This window comes from Nocardia sp. NPDC051911 (assembly GCF_040681035.1).
GTDB lineage: Bacteria > Actinomycetota > Actinomycetes > Mycobacteriales > Mycobacteriaceae > Nocardia > Nocardia sichangensis.
Genome location: NZ_JBFAXY010000006.1, coordinates 259,461 through 280,006 on the forward strand (window position 1 = coordinate 259,461; position 20,546 = coordinate 280,006).

Annotated in this window: 20 protein-coding genes; 9 read left to right on the plus strand and 11 right to left on the minus strand. The window is 68.9% G+C overall.

What is annotated here, in order from left to right; genetic code table 11:
• The first annotated feature begins 184 nt into the window (after positions 1–184).
• Positions 185–439 carry a hypothetical protein gene (locus tag AB0L97_RS10310; protein WP_364427298.1) on the plus strand — a complete coding sequence of 85 codons (255 nt, stop codon included), beginning with the start codon at positions 185–187 and terminating at the stop codon, positions 437–439.
• 4 nt (positions 440–443) lie between these two features.
• Here the strand turns inward: AB0L97_RS10310 and AB0L97_RS10315 are convergent, their stop codons facing one another.
• Complete coding sequence (locus tag AB0L97_RS10315; protein WP_356961249.1) at positions 444–815, minus strand: limonene-1,2-epoxide hydrolase family protein; 372 nt, start codon at positions 813–815, stop codon at positions 444–446.
• A gap of 279 nt (positions 816–1,094) precedes the next feature.
• Between AB0L97_RS10315 and AB0L97_RS10320 the strand changes: the two genes are divergently transcribed.
• Positions 1,095–2,516, plus strand: a complete 1,422-nt coding sequence (locus AB0L97_RS10320; RefSeq protein WP_355069823.1) for a short-chain fatty acyl-CoA regulator family protein — start codon at positions 1,095–1,097, stop codon at positions 2,514–2,516.
• Positions 2,517–2,746: 230 nt separating this feature from the next.
• On the opposite strand, the gene recG is transcribed toward AB0L97_RS10320, so the two are convergent.
• Both recG and AB0L97_RS10330 read right to left on the minus strand, forming a co-directional pair.
• Positions 2,747–5,029, minus strand: coding sequence for an ATP-dependent DNA helicase RecG (gene recG, locus AB0L97_RS10325; RefSeq protein ID WP_364427303.1), 2,283 nt, complete (start codon positions 5,027–5,029; stop codon positions 2,747–2,749).
• A 2-nt stretch (positions 5,030–5,031) separates the two neighbouring features.
• Positions 5,032–6,774 (minus strand): DAK2 domain-containing protein, encoded by a 1,743-nt coding sequence (locus AB0L97_RS10330; protein WP_364427374.1) that lies wholly within the window; start codon positions 6,772–6,774, stop codon positions 5,032–5,034.
• Positions 6,775–7,103: 329 nt separating this feature from the next.
• Between AB0L97_RS10330 and rpmB the strand changes: the two genes are divergently transcribed.
• The 3 genes from rpmB to AB0L97_RS10345 all read left to right on the plus strand — a co-directional run bounded on the left by rpmB (position 7,104) and on the right by AB0L97_RS10345 (position 8,791).
• The gene (gene rpmB, locus AB0L97_RS10335) at positions 7,104–7,295 is read left to right on the plus strand and encodes a 50S ribosomal protein L28 (protein ID WP_039799620.1); all 192 of its coding nucleotides are present in this window, start codon (positions 7,104–7,106) and stop codon (positions 7,293–7,295) included.
• Positions 7,296–7,383: 88 nt separating this feature from the next.
• Positions 7,384–7,923 carry a GNAT family N-acetyltransferase gene (locus AB0L97_RS10340; protein ID WP_355069820.1) on the plus strand — a complete coding sequence of 180 codons (540 nt, stop codon included), beginning with the start codon at positions 7,384–7,386 and terminating at the stop codon, positions 7,921–7,923.
• Positions 7,924–8,002: 79 nt separating this feature from the next.
• Positions 8,003–8,791 carry an enoyl-CoA hydratase-related protein gene (locus AB0L97_RS10345; RefSeq protein ID WP_364427308.1) on the plus strand — a complete coding sequence of 263 codons (789 nt, stop codon included), beginning with the start codon at positions 8,003–8,005 and terminating at the stop codon, positions 8,789–8,791.
• Between the two features lies 1 nt (position 8,792).
• Here AB0L97_RS10345 and AB0L97_RS10350 read toward each other — a convergent pair whose 3' ends face one another.
• The 4 genes from AB0L97_RS10350 to thiL are packed head-to-tail and all read right to left on the minus strand — an operon-like array spanning position 8,793 to position 11,867.
• Positions 8,793–9,656, minus strand: coding sequence for an alpha/beta hydrolase (locus AB0L97_RS10350; RefSeq protein WP_355069816.1), 864 nt, complete (start codon positions 9,654–9,656; stop codon positions 8,793–8,795).
• A gap of 59 nt (positions 9,657–9,715) precedes the next feature.
• Positions 9,716–9,955 (minus strand): hypothetical protein, encoded by a 240-nt coding sequence (locus AB0L97_RS10355; protein ID WP_355069814.1) that lies wholly within the window; start codon positions 9,953–9,955, stop codon positions 9,716–9,718.
• 50 nt (positions 9,956–10,005) lie between these two features.
• Positions 10,006–10,689 (minus strand): uracil-DNA glycosylase, encoded by a 684-nt coding sequence (locus AB0L97_RS10360; protein WP_355070973.1) that lies wholly within the window; start codon positions 10,687–10,689, stop codon positions 10,006–10,008.
• An 11-nt stretch (positions 10,690–10,700) separates the two neighbouring features.
• Positions 10,701–11,867, minus strand: a complete 1,167-nt coding sequence (gene thiL / locus AB0L97_RS10365) for a thiamine-phosphate kinase (protein ID WP_364427313.1) — start codon at positions 11,865–11,867, stop codon at positions 10,701–10,703.
• Between the two features lie 152 nt (positions 11,868–12,019).
• Between thiL and AB0L97_RS10370 the strand changes: the two genes are divergently transcribed.
• On the plus strand, positions 12,020–12,787 hold the full coding sequence (locus AB0L97_RS10370; protein WP_355069811.1) for a DUF3515 domain-containing protein: 768 nt from the start codon (positions 12,020–12,022) through the stop codon (positions 12,785–12,787).
• 52 nt (positions 12,788–12,839) lie between these two features.
• On the opposite strand, the gene AB0L97_RS10375 is transcribed toward AB0L97_RS10370, so the two are convergent.
• Both AB0L97_RS10375 and AB0L97_RS10380 read right to left on the minus strand, forming a co-directional pair.
• Positions 12,840–13,943, minus strand: a complete 1,104-nt coding sequence (locus AB0L97_RS10375) for a D-alanine--D-alanine ligase family protein (RefSeq protein WP_364427317.1) — start codon at positions 13,941–13,943, stop codon at positions 12,840–12,842.
• A 76-nt stretch (positions 13,944–14,019) separates the two neighbouring features.
• Complete coding sequence (locus AB0L97_RS10380) at positions 14,020–15,015, minus strand: NAD(P)H-dependent glycerol-3-phosphate dehydrogenase (protein WP_364427320.1); 996 nt, start codon at positions 15,013–15,015, stop codon at positions 14,020–14,022.
• A 31-nt stretch (positions 15,016–15,046) separates the two neighbouring features.
• Between AB0L97_RS10380 and cofC the strand changes: the two genes are divergently transcribed.
• The 3 genes from cofC to AB0L97_RS10395 all read left to right on the plus strand — a co-directional run bounded on the left by cofC (position 15,047) and on the right by AB0L97_RS10395 (position 18,935).
• Positions 15,047–15,730, plus strand: coding sequence for a 2-phospho-L-lactate guanylyltransferase (gene cofC, locus AB0L97_RS10385; RefSeq protein ID WP_364427323.1), 684 nt, complete (start codon positions 15,047–15,049; stop codon positions 15,728–15,730).
• A gap of 71 nt (positions 15,731–15,801) precedes the next feature.
• Entirely contained in the window at positions 15,802–17,973 is a 2,172-nt protein-coding gene (locus AB0L97_RS10390) for an RNA degradosome polyphosphate kinase (protein ID WP_355069805.1), read from the plus strand.
• Positions 17,970–18,935 (plus strand): bifunctional NUDIX hydrolase/histidine phosphatase family protein, encoded by a 966-nt coding sequence (locus AB0L97_RS10395; protein WP_356961239.1) that lies wholly within the window; start codon positions 17,970–17,972, stop codon positions 18,933–18,935. Before AB0L97_RS10390 ends, AB0L97_RS10395 begins: the two co-directional genes overlap by 4 nt.
• 183 nt (positions 18,936–19,118) lie before the next feature.
• On the opposite strand, the gene AB0L97_RS10400 is transcribed toward AB0L97_RS10395, so the two are convergent.
• Both AB0L97_RS10400 and leuD read right to left on the minus strand, forming a co-directional pair.
• On the minus strand, positions 19,119–19,772 hold the full coding sequence (locus tag AB0L97_RS10400; protein ID WP_364427328.1) for an HU family DNA-binding protein: 654 nt from the start codon (positions 19,770–19,772) through the stop codon (positions 19,119–19,121).
• A gap of 156 nt (positions 19,773–19,928) precedes the next feature.
• Positions 19,929–20,537, minus strand: coding sequence for a 3-isopropylmalate dehydratase small subunit (leuD, locus tag AB0L97_RS10405; RefSeq protein WP_356961237.1), 609 nt, complete (start codon positions 20,535–20,537; stop codon positions 19,929–19,931).
• Positions 20,538–20,546: the final 9 nt, after the last annotated feature.

The following is a 20,546-nucleotide window of genomic DNA, read 5'->3' on the forward strand; positions in this document are numbered from 1 at the left end:
ACCGATGGCCGGTTCGGTTCCATACGATACGAAAGTTCACTTCACAAATCCGAATGTCATTGCGCCCATATAGATTTCATCCCATGCCGACACGCTCGCGACGGATGACGAGCGGGCGAAAATGTACTATGACCTTGTTGTCGCGGCCCTGTCGAAGACGGCCCGGCATCGACTGGAGGAACTCATGACGTCGACCTTCAAGTACGAGTACCAGAGCGACTTCGCCCGCAAGTACGTGGCGCAAGGCCGCGACGAAGGGCGGACCGAGGGGCGGACCGAAGAAGCGGTGCGGGCCCTTCTCCTTGTGCTGGAAGCGCGCGGGATCGTCGTCGGGCAGAAGACGCGAGCCGAGATCACCGGGTGCACCGATCTCGACCGGCTCGAATCCTGGACGCGCAAGGCCGCCACAGCCGAATCCGAGAACGATCTGTTCGGCTGAGGCCCTACAGTCCGAAGGCGCGGTTGATGGCGACCATGTCGAAGTAGTCACGCCACGTGGTGATGGCGCCGTCGGCGACTTCGAAGAAACCCATGACCGGGAGCGGAGTCTCGCGTCCGGCGGAGCGGAGGATGTCGGTGCGCTCGTTCATCACCACGTTGCCGGAGGCGATCTGGTGGTGGATGTCGAAATCGATGGCGTCGAAGGTGGTCAGGAAACCCGCGATGAAGTCGCGAATGGCGGCGCGGCCGACGATGGGCTCCATCGGGATGTTGTGGTAGACGGCGTCCTCGGCGAAGTACGCGCTGATCCGATCCGGATCCGGGTCGGACCAGCTTCGGCACATCGCACGCACGAGCTCGTCGGGATCGGGCATTCGTCTGCTCACTTCCTGGTGCCGGGGCGGGGATTGGACCCCTCGATTCAACCAAGCAATTGCTCGGCAGGGAAGGGCGTCAGCGACTTCCGGGTCGGTTTCGTTCCAGGCCGCGGGCAACGGCGAATTTCACGCGTTCACAACGACACGGTGGCAAACCTCTCTTCGCACGCTACGCAGATCGAATACATTGCTGGACACCTCGCAAAAGCACATCTTTGTGGGTAATAGCGCGCGTTATTGCGATGATTGCGAATAATCACAGCTACCATCGTGCACGTGCGCAAGATGTATGCGGGCGCCCGGCTTCGGCGGTTGCGTGAAGAGCGGAGAATGACTCAGGCGGCTCTGGCGAAATCGCTGGATCTGTCGCCGAGCTACCTCAATCAGCTCGAGCGGGACCAGCGCCCACTCACCATTCCCGTACTGCTGAAATTGAATTCCACCTTCGACCTGGACGTCCAGTTCTTCGCCGCCGATTCCGACGCGCGGCTCGTATCGGATCTACACGAAGTGCTGGTCGACGCCGCGGGCGGACACACAGCGCCGCTGACCGAGGTGGAGGAGCTGGCGACCCGCCAACCGGAAGTCGCCAGGATCGTCGTCGCCATGCATCGCCGCCTACGCGCCGCCACCGATCAGCTCGACCTGCTGTCCGCGCGGGTGTCCGCGCCCGCGGGCGCGCCCGGGGTGCCCATGCCCTACGAGGACGTACGCGACTTCTTCTACGACCACCACAATCACATTCCGCAACTCGACATCGCCGCCGAGCAACTGTTCGAGAATTCCGGGCTGACCATCGGCTCGCTCGATCGCCAGCTCGCCCGCATCGCCGAGGAACGCGCCGGCGTCACCGTTCTCGTGCGCGGCGACGGCGCCGACCCCACCGTCCCCAAACGCCACTACGACACCGAGACCCGCACGCTCACGCTCGCTCGCCGATTGCGGCCGGGCCAGCGCGCCTTTCAGATCGCCACCACGCTCGGCCTCCTGCTGTACGGGGCCGAGCTGGATGCCGTGCTGGCCGAGAGCCCGTCGCTCAGCGGCGAATCCCGCACGCTGGCGCGGATCGGGCTGGCCAATTACTTCGCGGGCGCGCTGGTGCTGCCCTACAGCCGGTTCCTGCGCTCGGCCGAGGAACTCCGCTACGACATCGACCTGCTCGGCCTGCGTTTCGAGGTCGGGTTCGAGACCGTCTGCCATCGGCTCAGCACCCTGCAACGGCAGGGCCAGCGTGGCGTTCCGTTCTTCTTCGTCCGCACCGACCGGGCGGGCAACATCTCCAAACGTCAGTCCGCCACCGCTTTCCACTTCTCCCGGGTCGGTGGCAGTTGCCCGCTCTGGGTGGTGCACGAGGCCTTCTCCCATCCCGGCCGGATCCTGACCCAAGTGGCCGAGATGCCCGACGGCCGCCGGTATCTATGGATCGCGCGCACCGCGGCGATCGCCCCACACGGGTTCGGCACCGCGGCGAAGAACTTCGCCGTCGGCCTCGGCTGCGATATCGAATACGCCGACCGCTTGGTGTACTCGTCCGGGTTGCAGCTGGACGACCCGGCGGCCTCGGTCCCGATCGGCGCGGGCTGCAAAGTGTGCGAGCGTCCCGCATGTCCGCAGCGCGCCTTCCCGCACATAGGCAGCCCGTTGGCGGTCGCCGAACACACCAGCACCGACCTGCCCTACCCGCGGCTCGGGCGCTGACGACTTCGCTTCCGGCGAGCTCGTGCGGGTCGGCCCGGCGCGGATCGCCCGGAGTCGCTGCGTCGATCTCGAGCACGACCACCGTGAACGGCGCGCCCGCCGAGGAGATCGGTGCGGCCGGGTCGCCGTTCAGCACCGATCTTTCGGCCGCCACTGTGCGCGAACGGCGACGTGGCCGCCGCACGTGCGCGCCCGGAGTCCGACGTCTCCCGTCCACACCGCCGGGGCGATCAAGACTTGGCCAGATACTCCAGCCGCTCGGAGTCCACCGCCGCGTGCATCATCCCCGCCAGCCCGGGATGCCCGCGCAGCCCCGGGTCGGATGCCACCACCGCGCGGGCGAACTCCTGCGCCGCGGTGATCACCTCGAGATCGTCCAGCAGTGACAGCAGGCGCAGCGAGCGGGCGGTGCCGGATTGGGCGGCGCCCAGCACGTCGCCCTCGCGCCGGGTCCGCAGGTCGAGCACCGCGAGTTCGAAGCCGTCGGTGGTGGCGGCGACCGCGTCCAGACGCGCCATGGCCGACCCGCCCGGCGCGGCATCCGTGATCAGCAGGCACAAACCGGGGTGCTCGCCCCGCCCGATCCGGCCGCGCAGCTGATGCAATTGGCTGACGCCGAACCGGTCGGCGTCGACGATCACCATCACCGTCGCGTTGGGCACGTCCACACCGACCTCGACCACGGTGGTGCACACCAGAACGTCCACCGATCCGTCGTTGAACGCCCGCATCACCTGGTCTTTTTCGTCGGCGGGCAGTCTGCCGTGCAGCAAGCCGACCCGCACGCCGGACAGCGGGCCCGCGCGCAGCGTCTCGAACACGTCCAGCACGGCCTGGGTGGTCGGGCCGTCCTTCTCGCCGTCGCCGTTCTTCGCCCGCCCGTTGCGGGATTTGCCCGCGGCCTCCTCGTCGTCGCCGATGCGCGAACACACCACGTACGCCTGGCGCCCGGCGGCGACCTCCTCCACGATCCGCTCCCAGGCGCGATCCACCCAGTTCGGGTGCTGCCTGCGCGGCACCACCCTGGAGACGATCGGCGAGCGGCCTCTCGGCAGTTCGGTCAGCGTGGAGGTCTCCAGATCGCCGAGCGTGGTCATGGCGATGGTGCGCGGGATCGGGGTCGCGGTCATCACCAGCAGATGCGGACTGGCGCCCGCTTTCGCCTTGGCGCGCAGGGCATCCCGCTGCTCGACACCGAAGCGATGTTGCTCGTCGACCACCACCATGCCGAGGTCGAAGAACTCGACGTTGTCCTGGATCAGCGCGTGCGTGCCGATCACGATGCCCGCCTCACCGGTCACCGCTTCCAGCAACGCCGCCTTCTTGGCCGAGGCCGACATCGACCCGGTCACCAGCACCACTCGGGTGGCGTGGTCGGCCGCGCCCAGCTCGCCCGCGGCGCCCAGGTCACCGAGCATGCCGCGCAGCGACCGATAGTGCTGCGCGGCGAGCACCTCCGTCGGGGAGAGCAGCGCGCACTGCAGTCCCGCGTCCACCACCTGCAGCATGGCGTGCAGGGCGACGATCGTCTTGCCGGAGCCCACCTCGCCTTGCAGCAACCGGTGCATCGGCTGTTCACGGGCCAGGTCGGCGGAGATCTCCGCGACGACCTGCTGCTGCCCCGCGGTGAGTTCGAACGGAAGTCGCTGCTCGAACGCCGCGGCGATACCGTCCGGCCGCGGAGCACAAGCGCGCGCCCTGCGCCCGGACACCTCGTGCCTGCGCTCGGCCAAGACCAATTGCAAGGCCAGCGCCTCGTCGAAACGCAGCCGGTCCTTGGCTCGATCGATATCGTCCTTGCGTTCGGGCAGGTGGATCAGGCGCAGCGCGTCGGACAGGTTCGGCAGCGCGCGTTCGGCGCGCACGTCTTCCGGTACGGGATCGTCGAGGGGATCGAGCTGGTCGAGCACCTGACGCACGCAGGCGAGCACGTCCCAGCTCTGCACCTTCGCGGTCGCCGGGTAGACCGGGATGAACTCGCGTTCCATGAACGAGGTGTCCACTCCCCCCGCGCCTTTCGCGCTCTCCGCGAGGCCGCGCAGGTCTCCGCCGCCGCGCACCCTGGTCAGCGCGCCGACCGAATCGTCATCGCCCTCGGTTTCCGGCAGGATCAAGTAGCCGGGATGGCTGAGGTTCCACTGGCCGGGACGCCAGTAGTTCACCGTGCCCGACATCATCGCGCGCAACCCTTCGCGGACCACGTACTTCACCTTGTCGCCGTTGAAGAAGGTGACGTCCACGCCGCGCCCGGAGCCGGTGTCGAGGACCACCTTCAGCAGGGAACCGCGGCGGTTGCGCATCGGCCGCAGCTCGGCCTTCGTGATCCGGCCGATGACGGTGATGTGCGAACCGTCTTCCGGCGCTTCCTCGGTGAGCGGCTGCCCCTGCGTCGCGTATCGCAGGGGGTAGTGCCGCAGCAGATCCTCGACGGTCCGCATGTCGAAAGCGTCCGCGAGCGAGTCCGCTGCCTTCGCGCCGAGGATGTGGTCGAGCCGATCACTCAGTGCCGCCATGCCTACTCCACTCCGATCTGCACCGAATCGCCCTGCTGCCCACCGGAATACACGATCACCTCGACGCCGGGAAAGTTCTGCGCGATATGCGCCGCCAGTTCGTCGCCGAGGCCATCCGGCGCCGCCGCGCCCATCAGCAGGGTGACCAGCTCGCCGCCGAAGGCGAGCAGCCGGTCCAGCAGCGTCCGCCCGGCGGCGGGCACATCGCGCTCGATCACGACGACGTCGTGCCCGGCCAGACCGAGCCCATCGCCCGGTTCGCAAGTGCCGACCATGGTGAGCGCGCGCTCGGTCGCCGCGCGCAGCGATCCCCAGCGCGTGGTGGCGGCCGCCTCGGACATGGCGAAGGCGTCGTCCACCGCGATCCGCCCGCGGTCGTGCACGGCCAAGGCCGCCAGTCCTTGCACCATCGACGCGCTCGGCAACAGCAGCACGTCCCGGTGGGCGTCACGCGCGGCGACACCGACGGCGACCAATTCGTGCGCAGGCAGCGCGCCGTTGGGCAGCACCAGTACCTCTCGGTTCGGCATACGCCGGATCGCGGCCAGCAGAGTTGCCGCGGTGACGGGCTCGCCTGCCAGCACCACCGCGCCCGCGTCCTCGAACAGCGTCGCCGCGCCCGCACCCGCGACCACCGCCAGAATCCCGCGGTCGGCCGGAGCTACGCTCGGGCCGAGCGCACCGGCCACCACCTGGGTCGAATCGGCGGGCGGAACCGATCCCGCGATGCCTTCGCCTCGGGCAGGCCCGGTCCGGGACGCATCGCCATCGGACAGTTCGCCGGGGTTCGCGCGCGTGGCGCGATCAGCCGCGCCGAGGCCGCTCGACACCTCGGATATGTCCGCGTGCGAAGCGAAAGCGACGTTCTCGACGCGGATCCGGCTGAGCATGCCCGCCGCGATGCCCGCTTCCACCGCCGCACCCGCATCGGCGCAGTGCACGTGCGCCGACCAGGATCCGCTTCCGTCGCCGACGACGACGACCGAGTCGCCGAGTTCGCCGAGACGGGCGCGCAACGCGGCCACTTTCCGCTCGTCGGAGTCGGCCAGCAAATACATCACCTCGTACTGCGGTTCGGCCTCGCCGGCGGGCGCCGAACGGTCGGCCACCGCGGGCCGCGGGTACTCCGGCCGCGTCGGCGCCTCGCCTCGGGTCACGGTGACCAAGCTGTCCAGCAGCACGACCAACCCTCGGGCTCCCGCGTCGACGACACCGGCCCGACGCAGCACGCCCAATTGGAACGGGGTATCGCCGAGCGCTTTGGCCGCGCCGTCGGCCGCCGCGAGTGCCACATCCGCCAATTCCTGGTCGGGGCATGCCGCGGCCGCCGCGGTCGCGCAGTCGAGCACGGTGAGGATCGTCCCTTCGATCGGCACGCTCAGTGCCTCACGGACCAGTTCGGAGGCCCTGGCCAGCGCGGCGCGCAGGCTGTCGGCCGTGAACGGACCGCCGTGCACCGTGTCCGCGACGCCGCGCAGTACCTGCGACAGGATGATCCCGGAATTGCCGCGGGCGCCGACCGTCGCGCCGTGCGCCATCGCGACGGCGACGGCACGGGCGGCGCTCCCGTCCGCCCGCGCGGCCGCCTCCCCCGCCTCCACCGCGGCACGCATCGTGGCCAGCAGATTGGTGCCGGTATCCGCGTCCGGGACAGGGAACACATTGAGCGCGTTGATCTCCTCGCGCCGATGCTCCAGGCCGGCGAGACAGGTACGGCCCCAGCGCAGCAATGCCGTGCCGTCCATCACGTCTCGCGCTCCGGACACCGTCACCTCACTCCCTTCCGCCACCTGCGCACCACCACCGCCCGCCAGGTTAGCGGGCGGTCCCGACAGGCGACCGGTAAGACCGCGTCATTAGAATGGATATGCCCGGCGACCGATCCGGCACTCGTTCACGGGGACCGGTTTGGTGGATCGAAGGCAGCACAGCTACCCTTGCAGGGTTGCCTCGCGCGGCCGTCACCGGTCTGCGCTGGTCGGCTCTCCGCTGACAGGGCACTCGACATTGCACGAGGATGCGCCGCACCGCGAAAGCGGCGGTCCCCACCATTGACATGAAGGAGTTCGCGACTATGGCTGCCGTCTGCGACGTCTGCGCCAAGGGCCCCGGCTTCGGGAAGTCGGTCTCGCACTCGCACCGGCGCACCAACCGTCGTTGGAACCCGAACATCCAGACCGTTCGCGCGCAGGTCGCCCCGGGCAACACCCGCCGGATGAACGTGTGCACCTCTTGCCTGAAGGCGGGCAAGGTCGCCCGCGGCTGATCCGCCCTCGGGCTGACCGGCCTCGTCGGTACACGCCCCGGCACCCGTATCGGGTGGTCCGGGGCGTTGTCATGAGTGCGGGCCGCGCATGGCCGCTGTGACCGAGCATCCGTGGCGGGTTCAGCCGCTGACCGCCGAGTACGTCTACAGCCTCGCCGAATGCCACATCGCCTGCTGGCGCGAGGCGTACCGGGGGCTGGTGCCCGCGCACGTGCTCGACGCCTTCGATATCGGACGACGGGCCGAGCAGTGGGAGCGCGACCGGCTGCGCTATCCGGGCCGCACGCACGTCGCGGTCGTAGATGACGTGGTGATCGGATTTTCCAGCGCGGGCCCGCCCGGCGACCCGGACGCGGTGATCCCGATCGAACTGCACGCGCTCTACGTGCGTTCCTCCTGGCACGGCAGCGGGGTCGCCGACGACCTGATCCGCGCCGCGCTCGATCCGGCCGCTCCGTGCTCGCTGTGGGTGTTCGAGCAGAATGCGCGCGCCAAGGCGTTCTACCGGCGGCATGGGTTCGTGCTCGACGGCACGCGCAAGGTCGAACCGTTCACCGCCGCGATCGAGGTGCGCATGGTGCGCACGCCGACGACGCACGCCGAGTCGGTGTCGGACGACGGCCGCTAGAGGTAACCTCGCCCTCGCTCCGGTTGCCGTGCGGACTACCGAGGGACTGCGTCCGGCCGCGCCCGTTAAGGTGCAGATCATGACCACCAGCGAGCAAACCGGCTACGTGACGACCGTCGACGGCGTCCTCCAGATCACCATCGCCACCTCCGCCAACGGCACGTCCATGGACTTCGCGGGCATCAACGCGGGCACCGCCGCACTGGGTTCGCTGGGGTCCGAGGTGGGCGCGGTGCTGCTGCGCGGCACCGGCGCGAACTTCTGCGCCGGCGGCGACGTGCGGGGCTTCGCCGCGGCGCAGGACCGCTCCGCGCACATCCGCGGTCTGGCCACCGATCTGCACGATTTCGTCCGCGCGCTGGACGCGACCGCGGTGCCGGTGGTCGCGGCGGTGCAGGGCTGGGCCGCGGGCGCGGGCATGAGCCTGGTCTGCCTGGCCGACATAGCCCTCGGCGGGCCCGGCACCAAACTGCGCCCGGCCTATCCCGGCATCGGACTGAGCCCCGACGGGGGCATGTCCTGGACGCTGCCGCGCATCGTGGGGCAGGGGCGGGCGCGCGAAATCCTGCTCACCGACGCCGTCATCGACGCCGACGAGGCAGTGCGCCTCGGCGTGCTGAGCAGGCTGGTCCCCGACGGCGAGATCGCCGAGGAGGCGCAGCGCCTCGCACGCACTCTGGCCACCGGACCGCGTTCTACCCACGCGAGCATCAAGTCGCTGTTGCGGCAGTCGGGCACCGCGACGCTGAGCGATCAACTCGACAGCGAGCGCGACGGTATCGCCGCTGCCGCGGGCTCCGCCGCCGGACGGGAGGGCGTCGACGCGTTCGTCGCGAAACGCAAACCCGACTACGCCGGACTCGCCTGAATCACTCCCGGGTGGAGAGCACGAATTTCGCCACCGCGTCGGTGAACGAGTCGTTGTCGTCACCGGCCGCGGTGTGCGCCGCGCCGCCGATCTCGACCAGCTGGGCGTGCGGCACCAGCCGCTGGAACGCTTCGGCTCCTTCGGCGCTGACCACGTCCGAGCGCATGCCGCGCACCAGCAGCACCGGGATGCGCAGCGCCCGCGCCGCGTCCTCCATCGGCTCGATCATCGCGGACGGGTCCTCGACCCGATCACTGAGCATGTCCGGATCCCAGTGCCAGTACCAGCGGCCGTCGCGCTCACGCAGATTGCGCAGCAGTCCTTCGGGGCTCTTCGGCCGCGGGCGGTGCGGCAGGTATTCGGCGACCGCGTCGGCGGCCTGTTCGAGGCTGTCGAAGCCGTCGCGATGTTTGCCCAGGAAGTCGATCACCCGGGCGACGCCTTCCGGCTCGGGCCTGGTCACGATGTCGACGAGCACCAAGGCGCTGATCGCATCCCCGCCGGGCCGCGCGGTGGCGAGCAGACCGGTGATTCCCCCCATGCTGGCCCCGACCACCACCGCGGGCTCGCCCAGCTGTTCGAGCACGAGCAGCAGGTCGTCCACCATGGTCTGGCGCCGATAGTCACGATCCGGCGCCCACTCGCTGTCGCCGTGGCCGCGGGCGTCCACCGTGACCACCCGCATTCCCGACGCGCCGAGCCGGGCTCCGGTCTTCTTCCACGAATGGCGGGTTTGCCCGCCACCGTGCAGGAAGACGACGAGCGGGCCGTCGACCGGGCCGAACTGATCGGCGGCCAGCTCGATTCCGCCCGAACCGCGCAGCCGGAGCCGGGACGGTTCGAGAAGATAGTTCGCATTACTCACGATCCGTAGGATCGCACAAACGCCGGGACGCGCTGGCGCGAACCCGGCGTTTCGAGTGTTCAGCAGGCGAGGTTGCCCGCGAAGAACAGGCACGCGATCTTGGCGTTGAACGACGCGGAGATGGTGGAGGAACCGCTGGAGGTGTATTCCTCGGCGACCGGGGCCGTGGTGGTCTCCGTGGCCGGCTCGAGCCGCAGCGGAGCCGCGCTCGCGACGGCGGCGCCACTGCTCAGAGCGGCGCAGAAGGCCAGGGTCGCGGTGGTACCGCGCAGCGCGCCCCGGACGGTGTTGTTGTGCATGGAACAGCTCCTCACTCGTTAACTCGGTCGATCACACACAGACGCCCAACTCAGGGCAGGCGCCAGTCAACCGGTTCGGCCCCCAGTTCGTCGAGCAGTTCGTTCACTCGCGAGAAGGGGCGGGAACCGAAGAACCCGCGGGACGCCGACAGCGGCGACGGATGCGCGGACTCGATGTAGGGCACCTCGGACTCGGTCAGCAACGGCTTCAGCGTCGCCGCGTCGCGGCCCCACAGGATCGCGACCAACGGCTCGTCCCTGGCGACCAAGGCGCGGATCGCCTGCTCGGTGACCGCCTCCCACCCCTTGCCGCGGTGCGAGGCAGGCTTGCCGGGCGACACGGTGAGCACTCGGTTCAACATCAGCACACCCTGGTCCGACCACGGGCTCAGATCGCCACAGGACGGCGTCGGGTGACCGAGATCCTTGCTGTATTCGGCGAAGATATTGGCCAGGCTGCGCGGGATCGGCGAAACATCCGGCGCCACGGAGAAACTCAGCCCCATCGGGTGACCGGGCGTCGGATACGGATCCTGGCCGACGACCAGCACGCGCACCGCGTCGAACGGACGCTGGAAGGCCCGCAGCACGTTGTCACCGGACGGTAGATAGCCACGGCCTTCCGCGTTCTCGGCACGAAGGAAATCGCCCATGGCGGTAATCCGATCCGCCACCGGCTCGAGTGCCTTCGCCCATCCCGGATCCATGATTTCCGACAGTGGTTTCGCGCCCATGACCGCACAACTTAGCGTGACCGGCCGTCGCATGACGAGTCCGCCCCACGGAACGATTCCCACCCGACGTCGCCGGTCTGCGCCACACCGTCGACGGTGAGCCCGCGACCGGCCAGAACCCGCCCGATCGCGACCCATCCAGGGGGAAGCGCACCGTCCGGCGCCCAGGTGCCCGCGAAAGCATGGTCCTCTCCGCCGGTCAGGATCCATTGCGCCGCATCGGCATCCAGCAGGGCGGCGATCGGTTCCAGCGCAGGGTCGCGCAGGGCGGCCGAATCCAGATCGATGGCCACGCCCGAGGCCGACGCGATGTGCCCGAGATCCGCGAGCAGTCCGTCGGACACGTCGGTCAGCGCGTGCAGGCCGACGTCGGACGCTTCGGTTCCGAAGTCCTCGTCGAGCGTGACCGGTGCGGACGACTCGGTAGCCGAGGTCCCGAGGGAGCCGGGCGCTCCCGAATCGAGGCGTGCGGTCGCGGGATCTCCGGCAGTTACCTCGGATGTGGTTTCGGTTCGGGACGAGACGGGCTGCACCTCAGACGGATTCGATCCTCCGCGTCGCCCGCGCCGCAGCGCGCTCAATACGAGCGCGTACGGCGGCTGCGGAACGCGATGCGCGGCAAGCGCTTCCACGAACTCCGGTCCGGTCGCTCCGGCGGTGAAGGCGGCCAGTCCCGCGGCCGACCAGCCGAGGCGGCCCGCTACCGCGACGACATCGCCCACGCGGGCACCCGCTCGGGTGACCGGCGCGCCGCGGCGCGGATCACCGAAGGCGGTGACGGAGACGACCAGTTCGCGGCTGCGGACCAGATCGCCGCCCGCGATGGACGCGCCCGCCCTGGCGGCCTCGGCCCACATGCCGTCCGCGAGTCCGTCGATCACCTCGAGCGGGGTCTCGGCCGGGCAGCCGAGCGCGACGACGAACGCGGTCGGCGTCGCCCCCATGGCGACCACGTCGGCGGCGTTCTGCGCGATCGCCTTGCGGCCGACGTCCTCGGGGCTGGACCAGTCCAGCCGGAAGTGCCGGTCCTGCACGAGCATGTCGGTGGTCACCACGAAACGGCCGTCCGGCGCCGCGACCAGCGCCGCGTCGTCACCGGGGCCGAGCAGCACACCCGGCGCCTGGACGCGACCCGCGTTGATGCGCTCGATCAGCGCGAACTCGCCCAGTTCACGCACTGTCCTCGGGGCACTGCTGGCGCTGATGACCGATCCTCTCCGGCGCGCTGCTTGCTGGAATGAGCCCGACGGTACCCTTTCGGGGGCACTCGAGTACCAACGGCCCTGCGGCGCGGCAGCGACGACGCGCGTAGCGGAAAGGATCGGTGAGCATGGCGGCGGATTCGTCGGACCGTGATTCGGCGGAGCCCGAGCACGAACGCACCGATGCCACGGATCCCGGGAGCGCCCCGAAGGAACCGGCGGCGACGGACAATGCGTCCGATCGCCCACAAGCCGCCGACTCGGACGCGCGGACCACTCCTTCCTTGTCGAAGAGCGAGGACAGCGCGAAAGCGGATACCGATACCGGTGAGCCGGACAGCCGCCCCGCGTCGTCCCCGGCACACCAGTACCCGCCCGCGCTCATCGCGACCGCCGTGGCGCTTCCGGTCGTGCTGGTCGTCGCGGTGCTCGTCGCCGCCGTACTCGCGCACCGCGCGCCCGTCGAGCGCGAACCGCTGGTGCTCGGCCCTGTCCCGGCTCCGGCTGCGGAGGGCCCGGCGTGCGCCGCCCTGCTGCCCGCCTTACCCGCGGAGCTGGGTGATTTCACGAAATCGACGCTGGTCGAGCCCGCTCCGCCCGCCACACGCGCATGGCAGCGCGCCGACGGCGGCGACGCCATCGTGCTGCGCTGCGGGCTGGATCGCCCGTTGGAATTCAATCGCGCCTCGCCGCTGCAGATCGTGAACGGCGTGCAGTGGTTCGAGGTCCGCGACCAGGCCGCCAAGGCGAGCACGTGGTTCGCCGTCGACCGTGGGACCTACGTCGCCCTCACCGTCCCCGACGGCTCCGGTCCGACACCGCTGCAAGAAGTCTCCGACACCATCACCGCCAACCTCCCGGCCCAGCCGATCGACCCGGGACCGCTGCCCAACTGACTCCGAGTAGTCGCGCGCCGATCACCTGGGGCGCACCCGACGACGGCAGGCCCTAACGCAACCCGGTGCCGCGAACGAGCGCGGTCTCGATGAGCGTGGAGACGAGTGCGGCATAGTCGATGCCGGTGGCCTCCCACATGCGCGGATACATGGAGATGGCGGTGAATCCCGGCATCGTGTTGATCTCGTTGATGACCGGCCCCTGCTCGGTGACGAAGAAATCGACCCGCGCCAGTCCCTGGCAGTCGAGAGCCTGGAAGGCACGCACGGCCAATTCCCGGATCCGGTCGGACACCTCGTCGTTCAGTTTCGCGGGAACGTCGAATTCGCAGACGTCGTCGAGGTACTTCGTGTCGAAGTCGTAGAACGCGGGTCCGTCGACGGTGACGCCGGTCTCCGGCATCCGGATCTCCGCCACCACGCTCGCCGCGACCCGGCCGTCCGGGTATTCCAGGACCCCGCACTCCACCTCACGCCCGACAATGCCCGCTTCGACGATCACCTTCGGATCATGCGCGCGCGCCACGGCGATGGCCGCGTCCAGCTCGTTCCAGTCGGTGACCCGGGTGATGCCGATCGATGAGCCGCCACGGGCCGGTTTGACGAACACGGGCAGACCCAGGCGCAGCCGGTCTTCCTCGGTGACCGTCGCGGTGCCGGGCCGCAACACCACCTGCGTGCCGATCGGCAGCCCCTCCGCCGCGAGCAGTTTTTTGGTGAACTCCTTGTCCATGCCCGCGGCGCTGGCCAGCACGCCGGGGCCGACGTAGGGAATTCCGGCGAGTTCCAGCATCCCTTGCAGGGTGCCGTCCTCGCCGAACGGTCCGTGCAGGATCGGGAACACCACATCGACCGAGCCGAGCGCCGCGCCGGGATCGTCGAGCGCGATCAGCGCCCCGGGGCGGCTGGGGTCCGCGGCCAGGGTCAATGCCGTGCCGGTGGCGTCCACCGACGGCAGTGCGCGATCGTGGATGCCGAGCGCGGCCACCTCCGAACCGCCGAGCACCCAGCGGCCTTCCGTGGTGATGCCGATCGGCACGACCTCGTACTTCTCCTGATCCAGGTGGCGAAGCACGCTACCGGCCGATACGCAGGACACGGCGTGCTCGTTACTGCGCCCGCCGAACACCACAGCCACCCTGATCCGGTTCGTCATGCCCCGAACCGTACCCGTTTCGATGCGCACTCCCACCGCTGACCGTCCCGGACACTCCCGCCGGGGCGGAGCGGGCTCACTCGGGCTTCATCCGCCGCCCGAGCAGGTTGCCGACGGCTTCGCGCACGGAGAGCCCTTCGTGACAGACCTGATGCACCGCGGTGGTCAGCGGCATCTCGACGCCGTGCCGCTCGGCCAGCGCACGCACCGATGTGCAGGACTTCACACCCTCGGCGACCTGGCCATGAGTGGCCGACTGGGCGGCGTCCATGGATCCGCCCGCGCCGAGCACGCGCCCGAACGACCGGTTGCGCGACAACGGGGAGGTACAGGTGGCGACCAGGTCTCCGACGCCGGCCAGACCCGCGAGCGTCACCGGCTCCGCGCCGAGGGCCACCCCGAGCCGGATGATCTCGGCGAGACCGCGGGTGATCAGGCTGGCGATCGAGTTGTCGCCGAGCCCCATTCCCGACGCGATGCCGCAGGCGAGCGCGATGACGTTCTTGCAAGCGCCGCCGATCTCGCAGCCGACCACGTCGGTGTTGGTGTAGGGACGGAAGTATCCGGTCGCGCAGGCGTGCTGCACCGCCACCGCGCGATCGTTGTCCGAGCAGGCGACCACGGTCGCGGCAGGCTGGCCCACCGCGATCTCGCGCGCCAGGTTCGGTCCGGAAAGCACCGCGATCCGGCTCGGATCGGCCCCGGTGACCTCCTCGATCACCTGGCTCATCCGCAGCAGCGTCCTGGTCTCGATGCCTTTCGCCAGACTCAGCAGCGTGGCGTCGCCGGGGATCAACCCCTTCCACTCCGCGAGGTTGGCCCGCAGCGACTGCGACGGCACCGCCAGCACGACGATGTCCGCTCCGTCCAGCGCCACCGCCGGGTCGTGGGTGGCCGCGACCGGCGGCAGCGGAATATCCGACAGGTAATCGGGATTGCGATGTTCGGAGGCCAGCGTCGCGGCGACCTCGGGCCGCCGGGCCCAGATCGTGACCTCGGTTCCCGCGTCCGCCAACACCTTCGCGAACGCGGTGCCCCACGATCCCGCGCCCAGCACTGCCGCCCTCGTCATCAGCCCAATATGCCATGGAAGGATTGCTCGCATGCGCCCGCACGCCGTGCATGCCGTGATCGCGGTCAAGAGCCTCGATCAGGCCAAGAGCCGACTGGCCGACCGGCTGCGCCCGGAGCACCGGGCCCGGTTGGTGTTGGCCATGCTCGCCGACACCGTGACCGCCACCGCGGCGGTCGGCGAGGTCGTATCGGTCACCGTGGTCACGCCCGACCCCGCCGTCGCGGACCTGGCCCGCACGTTGGGCGCGGAAGTCCATCCGGAACCGCGTCAGCGGCACGCCGACGGGCTGAACACCGCGCTCGCCGCCACCGCCGCCGCGTTGCGCGGCGCGCACGGCCCGATCGATCTGCTCGCTTTGCAGGCGGATCTGCCCGCGCTGCGTCCGGAAGAACTGTCGGACATGCTCGCCGCCGCCCCGCGCGGGTTGCGCTCGATCGTGATCGATCACGAGGGCAGCGGCACCGCCGCGCTCGTGGTTCGCGACCCGGTCGCCGCGCTCGATCCCCGTTTCGGTCCCGGGTCGGCACGCAGCCATATCGACGCGGGCGCGTTCGATCTCACCGGGGACTGGCCGGGCCTGCGCTTGGACGTCGACACTCCCGCCGATCTGGACCGCGCGGTGGCACTCGGGGCCGGAAACGCGACGCGTGCTGTCCTGCACGACATCGGCTGGCCGGGCGGCGTTCACGAACACGTTCCACACGTGTGCTAGCCGGTCGCCGTGGTGGCGTGAGACACATGACGATCACGGTCGCGGGATGCACACGACCTCTCCGGTAGGGGATGATCGGTGACGTGAGCGATACGGAAACCGTCAAGCAGCAGCCGTTGCTTCCCACGCCACCCCCAGCGGCGACACCCTTGTCCGCCGACTCGTCGGCGGCGCGGTTGCCACGCGATCGCTACCTCAATCGCGAATTGAGCTGGCTGGACTTCAACGCCCGCGTGCTCGCCCTCGCCGAGGACGAGTCGCTGCCGTTGCTGGAGCGTGCGAAGTTCCTGGCGATCTTCGCGTCCAATCTCGACGAGTTCTACATGGTGCGGGTGGCCGGGCTGAAACGCCGCGCCGAGACCGGCCTGCTGGTGCGCTCGGCTGACGGTCGCTCCCCCGGCGAGCAGTTGGAACTGATCGCCGCGCGCACCCAGGAGATCGCGGTGCGGCATGCCCGCGTCTTCCTCGACAGCGTGCTGCCCGCGTTGACCGCCGAGGGCATCGCGATCATCGACTGGAGCGATCTGGACGAGGACGAACGCAGTCGCCTTTCGGGTTACTTCCAGGATCAGGTCTTCCCGGTCCTCACCCCGCTCGCGGTCGATCCGGCGCACCCCTTCCCCTACATCAGCGGGCTGAGTCTCAACCTCGCGGTGACGGTAAAGGATTCCGCGACCGGCGGCGAGCACTTCGCCCGCGTCAAGGTCCCCGACAACGTCGACCGGTTCGTCCGTGTGCGCCGCACCGACTCCGGCTCCCCGATCGCGGCTTTCCTGCCGATGGAAGCGCTCATCGCCGCGCACTTGGACCTGTTGTTCCCCGGCATGGAGGTGGTCGAGCACCACTCGTTCCGGATCACCCGCAACGCGGACTTCGAAGTCGACGAGGATCGCGACGAGGACCTGCTCCAGGCGCTGGAGCGGGAACTGGCCCGGCGGCGGTTCGGTTCGCCGGTGCGACTAGAGGTGTCCGACGATATGACCGAGCACATGCTCGATCTGCTCCTCCGCGAGTTGGACGTCGACCCCGACGACGTCATCCAGGTGCCCGGCCTGCTCGACCTGTCCTGCCTCTGGCAGGTGTACGGCGTCGACCGGCCGAATCTGAAGGACACTCCGTACGTTCCCGCGACCCCGCCCGCGTTCGGCGAGCGCGAGACGCCGCGCAACGTCTTCGCCGCGCTGCGCGAGGGTGACGTGCTGGTGCACCATCCGTACGACTCGTTCTCCACCAGCGTGCAGCGGTTCATCGAACAGGCCGCCGCCGACCCGCAGGTGCTCGCCATCAAGCAGACGCTGTACCGCACCTCCGGTGACTCCCCGATCGTCAACGCGCTCATCGACGCCGCCGAGGCGGGCAAGCAGGTGGTCGCCCTGGTCGAGATCAAGGCGCGCTTCGACGAGCAGGCGAACATCAAATGGGCCCGCGCGCTGGAACAGGCCGGCGTGCACGTGGTGTACGGCCTCATCGGCCTGAAGACCCACTGCAAGACCTGCCTGGTGGTGCGCCGCGAGGGCGCCACCATCCGGCGCTACTGCCACATCGGCACCGGCAACTACAACCCGAAGACCGCGCGCCTCTACGAGGACGTCGGATTGCTCACCGCCGCACCCGAAATCGGCGCCGACCTGACCGACCTGTTCAATTCGCTGACCGGTTACTCGCGGAAAGAGAACTACCGCAATCTGCTCGTCGCCCCGCACAGCGTGCGCTCCGGCATCATCGAGCGCATCCAGCGCGAGACCGATCTGGCGGGTGAGGGTAAGGACGCCCGAATCCGGCTGAAGGCCAACGCCATCGTCGACGAGGAGGTCATCGACGCTCTGTACCGGGCCTCCCAGGCGGGCGTGCCGGTACAGATCGTGGTGCGCGGCATCTGCGGCCTGCGCCCCGGTGTGCCCGGGATGAGCGAGAACGTCGAGGTCCGCTCGATCCTCGGCCGGTTCCTGGAGCATTCCCGCATCCTGCACTTCCAGGCGCAGGACGAGTACTGGATCGGTAGCGCCGACATGATGCACCGCAACCTCGATCGCCGGGTCGAGGTGATGGCGCAGGTGAAGGATCCGCGGTTGACCGAACAACTCGGCGGGGTCTTCGACTCGGCTCTGTCGCCGACCACGCGCTGCTGGGTGCTGCAACCGGACGGCACGTGGCAGGCGTCGCCGGGCGTGTCCGGCGACGGGGACAAGATCAGAGACCATCAGGAGTTCTTGATGCGGCTGCGGAGGCCAGATCAGCAGTGAACGCCAAAACGGGGTTCGAACAAGAGGGGGGCCCGTTCTGGGATCCCCGCGTCACCGCCAATATCCACGCCGCCGGAGCGGTGCTGTGGCGCGAGTCGTCCTCGGGTGCGATCGAGATCGCGATCGTCCACCGCCCCAAGTACGAGGACTGGTCGCTGCCGAAGGGCAAACTCGACCCGGGCGAGACCCCGGTGCTGGCCGCGGTCCGCGAAGTACGGGAGGAAACCGGGCTGGAGAGCAGGCTCGGCCGCTACCTCGGCCACGTGACCTACCCGATCCCCGGCCACCGCAAGCTGAAGCGGGTCGACTATTGGGCCGCCGAACAGGTGGGCGGTGAGTTCACCGTCAACTCCGAGGTGGACGTGCTCAGCTGGCATCCGCTGGATCGGGTGATGGACCAGCTGTCGTATCCGATGGACCGGCAGGTGGTGCGCGCCTTCACCCGGCTGCCCGCGCGCACCGACACTCTGCTGTTGGTGCGGCATGCCAAAGCAGGCCGCAGGGACCGCTTCAACGGTCCCGACGAGCAGCGTCCGCTCGACCGCGAGGGCGAGGCGCAGGCACAGGCGCTCACGCCGAACCTCTTGGCGTTCGGCGCATCTGAGGTCTATTCGGCTCCACCACTGCGTTGCGTGCAGTCCGTGGCGCCGTTGGCGGAGAAACTCGGTGTCGAAATCATCGAGGAGCCATTGCTTTCCGAGACCGGGTACGCCGAAAACCCGGACGACGCCCGGGAACGTTTTCGAGCCCTGGTGTCGGACAAAGCCATTCGTGTCGTCTGCAGTCAGGGCAAGGTGATCCCCGATCTGCTGGGATGGCTGGCCGAACGCGATGGAGTCGCGCTGCCGTCGGCGCGCAATCGCAAGGGCAGTGTGTGGGTGCTGTCGTTCGTCGGCCATCGCTTGGTGGCCGCCGACCATCTGGATCGATCGCTGTCAGCCTACGTGGTGCGGTCGGATTAGACCGGCAGCTCCCGCGTCACCGCGCGGGTCGGCGGGCGCCGAGTGGCGGCCACGGCCGTGAAGTCTCGGTAGGCGGACAGCCGAAAACGGCCCCGGGTGTCTCCCGGGGCCGTCTCGACGTTGAGGCGAATGGGCCCAGTCGTGGGGCCACGCATTCAGCGCCGATCCGGCGGTGGCTCGAGATCAGCGGCTTCCGCGAGTCGAGGCCTTCTTGGCCGCGGTCTTCTTCGCGGTGGTCTTCTTGGCGGCAGCGGTGGTGGTCTTCTTGGCTGCCGTGGCCTTGGTGGCCGTCTTCTTGGCCGGAGCCTTCTTCGCGACCGCGGTCTTCTTCGCGGGCGCCTTCTTCGCAGCGGTCTTCGTAGCGGTCGTCTTGCGCGCGGTGGTCTTCGCCGGAGCCTTGGCGGCGGCCTTGCGGGCCGTCGTCTTGGCGGGCGCCTTGGTCGGCGTCGACTTCTTGGCGGCGGTCTTCTTGGCCGCCGTCTTCTTCGCCGCCGCCTTCTTCGCCGACACCGGCGCATTCACCCCGCGCTTGACGGCGGGCCCGGTCGCGGCCAGTTTCTGCTTACCCGCGATCACCGCCTTGAACTGAGCGCCGGGACGGAACGCGGGCACCGAAGTGGGCTTGACCTTCACGGTTTCGCCGGTACGCGGGTTCCGCGCGACGCGAGCCGCACGCTTACGCTGTTCGAACACACCGAATCCGGTGATAGTGACGCTCTGACCCTTGTGCACCGCGCGCACGATGGTGTCGACCACATGCTCGACTGCCGCGGTGGCCGTGCGCCTGTCCGTACCCAACTTTTCGGTCAGAACGTCGATCAGTTCCGCCTTGTTCATTGAATCCTCCGCAGACTAATGGCCCGTCGTCGGACCGACTAGGTACCACGGTAAACCCACTTTGGGCAAGAGTCTATGTGCCACGCCAAAATTCATGTGGTTTAGCACACGTCCAGCTACCGCAACTCCGGGTGTCCAGCTAACCGGCGGGGGTGATTACGTCTGCGAAATATGTGCAGGCAGGGTAGTGGGTTTCCATGTTGGCCTTGCCTTTTCGAACCGGGCGATCGCGTCCTCCCGGCGCAGCGTCAGGCCGATGTCATCCAATCCTTCCAGCAGACGCCACCTGGTGTAGTCATCAATATCGAACGGCAACACGACGGTTCCGGCCGTCACCGTGCGCGCCTCGAGGTCCACAACCAATTCCAAGCCGGGCTGTTCCTCGAGCAACTTCCAGAGCATTTCGACATCGTTCTGTGACATCTGAGCGGCGACCAGACCGCCCTTGCCCGCATTGCCGCGGAAGATGTCGGCGAACCGGGATGAGATGACCACCCGAAAGCCGTAGTCCGACAGCGCCCAAACGGCGTGCTCACGCGACGATCCCGTACCGAAATCCGGACCCGCCACCAAGACACTACCCCTGTTGTAAGGCGCGATGTTCAGAATGAAGTCGGGATCGGTGCGCCATGCGGCGAACAACCCGTCCTCGAATCCGGTCCGCGTCACCCGCTTGAGGTAGACCGCCGGGATGATCTGATCGGTATCGACATTGGAGCGGCGCAGCGGCACCCCGATGCCCTTGTGCACAGTGAAGGCTTCCATAACGAATCT

Bases quoted from the DNA above. Each gene is read 5' to 3' on its own strand.
- AB0L97_RS10345 (WP_364427308.1), top strand. From the start codon at position 8,003: ATGACCACCAGCGAGCAAACCGGCTACGTGACGACCGTCGACGGCGTC.
- AB0L97_RS10375 (WP_364427317.1), bottom strand. From the start codon at position 13,943: ATGACGAACCGGATCAGGGTGGCTGTGGTGTTCGGCGGGCGCAGTAAC.
- AB0L97_RS10380 (WP_364427320.1), bottom strand. From the start codon at position 15,015: ATGACGAGGGCGGCAGTGCTGGGCGCGGGATCGTGGGGCACCGCGTTC.
- AB0L97_RS10330 (WP_364427374.1), bottom strand. From the start codon at position 6,774: ATGGACGGCACGGCATTGCTGCGCTGGGGCCGTACCTGTCTCGCCGGC.
- AB0L97_RS10315 (WP_356961249.1), bottom strand. From the start codon at position 815: ATGCCCGATCCCGACGAGCTCGTGCGTGCGATGTGCCGAAGCTGGTCC.
- AB0L97_RS10400 (WP_364427328.1), bottom strand. From the start codon at position 19,772: ATGAACAAGGCGGAACTGATCGACGTTCTGACCGAAAAGTTGGGTACG.
- leuD (WP_356961237.1), bottom strand. From the start codon at position 20,537: ATGGAAGCCTTCACTGTGCACAAGGGCATCGGGGTGCCGCTGCGCCGC.
- recG (WP_364427303.1), bottom strand. From the start codon at position 5,029: ATGGCGGCACTGAGTGATCGGCTCGACCACATCCTCGGCGCGAAGGCA.
- rpmB (WP_039799620.1), top strand. From the start codon at position 7,104: ATGGCTGCCGTCTGCGACGTCTGCGCCAAGGGCCCCGGCTTCGGGAAG.
- AB0L97_RS10310 (WP_364427298.1), top strand. From the start codon at position 185: ATGACGTCGACCTTCAAGTACGAGTACCAGAGCGACTTCGCCCGCAAG.
- AB0L97_RS10390 (WP_355069805.1), top strand. From the start codon at position 15,802: ATGATCGGTGACGTGAGCGATACGGAAACCGTCAAGCAGCAGCCGTTG.
- cofC (WP_364427323.1), top strand. From the start codon at position 15,047: ATGCGCCCGCACGCCGTGCATGCCGTGATCGCGGTCAAGAGCCTCGAT.
- AB0L97_RS10360 (WP_355070973.1), bottom strand. From the start codon at position 10,689: ATGGGCGCGAAACCACTGTCGGAAATCATGGATCCGGGATGGGCGAAG.
- AB0L97_RS10370 (WP_355069811.1), top strand. From the start codon at position 12,020: ATGGCGGCGGATTCGTCGGACCGTGATTCGGCGGAGCCCGAGCACGAA.
- AB0L97_RS10340 (WP_355069820.1), top strand. From the start codon at position 7,384: ATGGCCGCTGTGACCGAGCATCCGTGGCGGGTTCAGCCGCTGACCGCC.
- AB0L97_RS10355 (WP_355069814.1), bottom strand. From the start codon at position 9,955: ATGCACAACAACACCGTCCGGGGCGCGCTGCGCGGTACCACCGCGACC.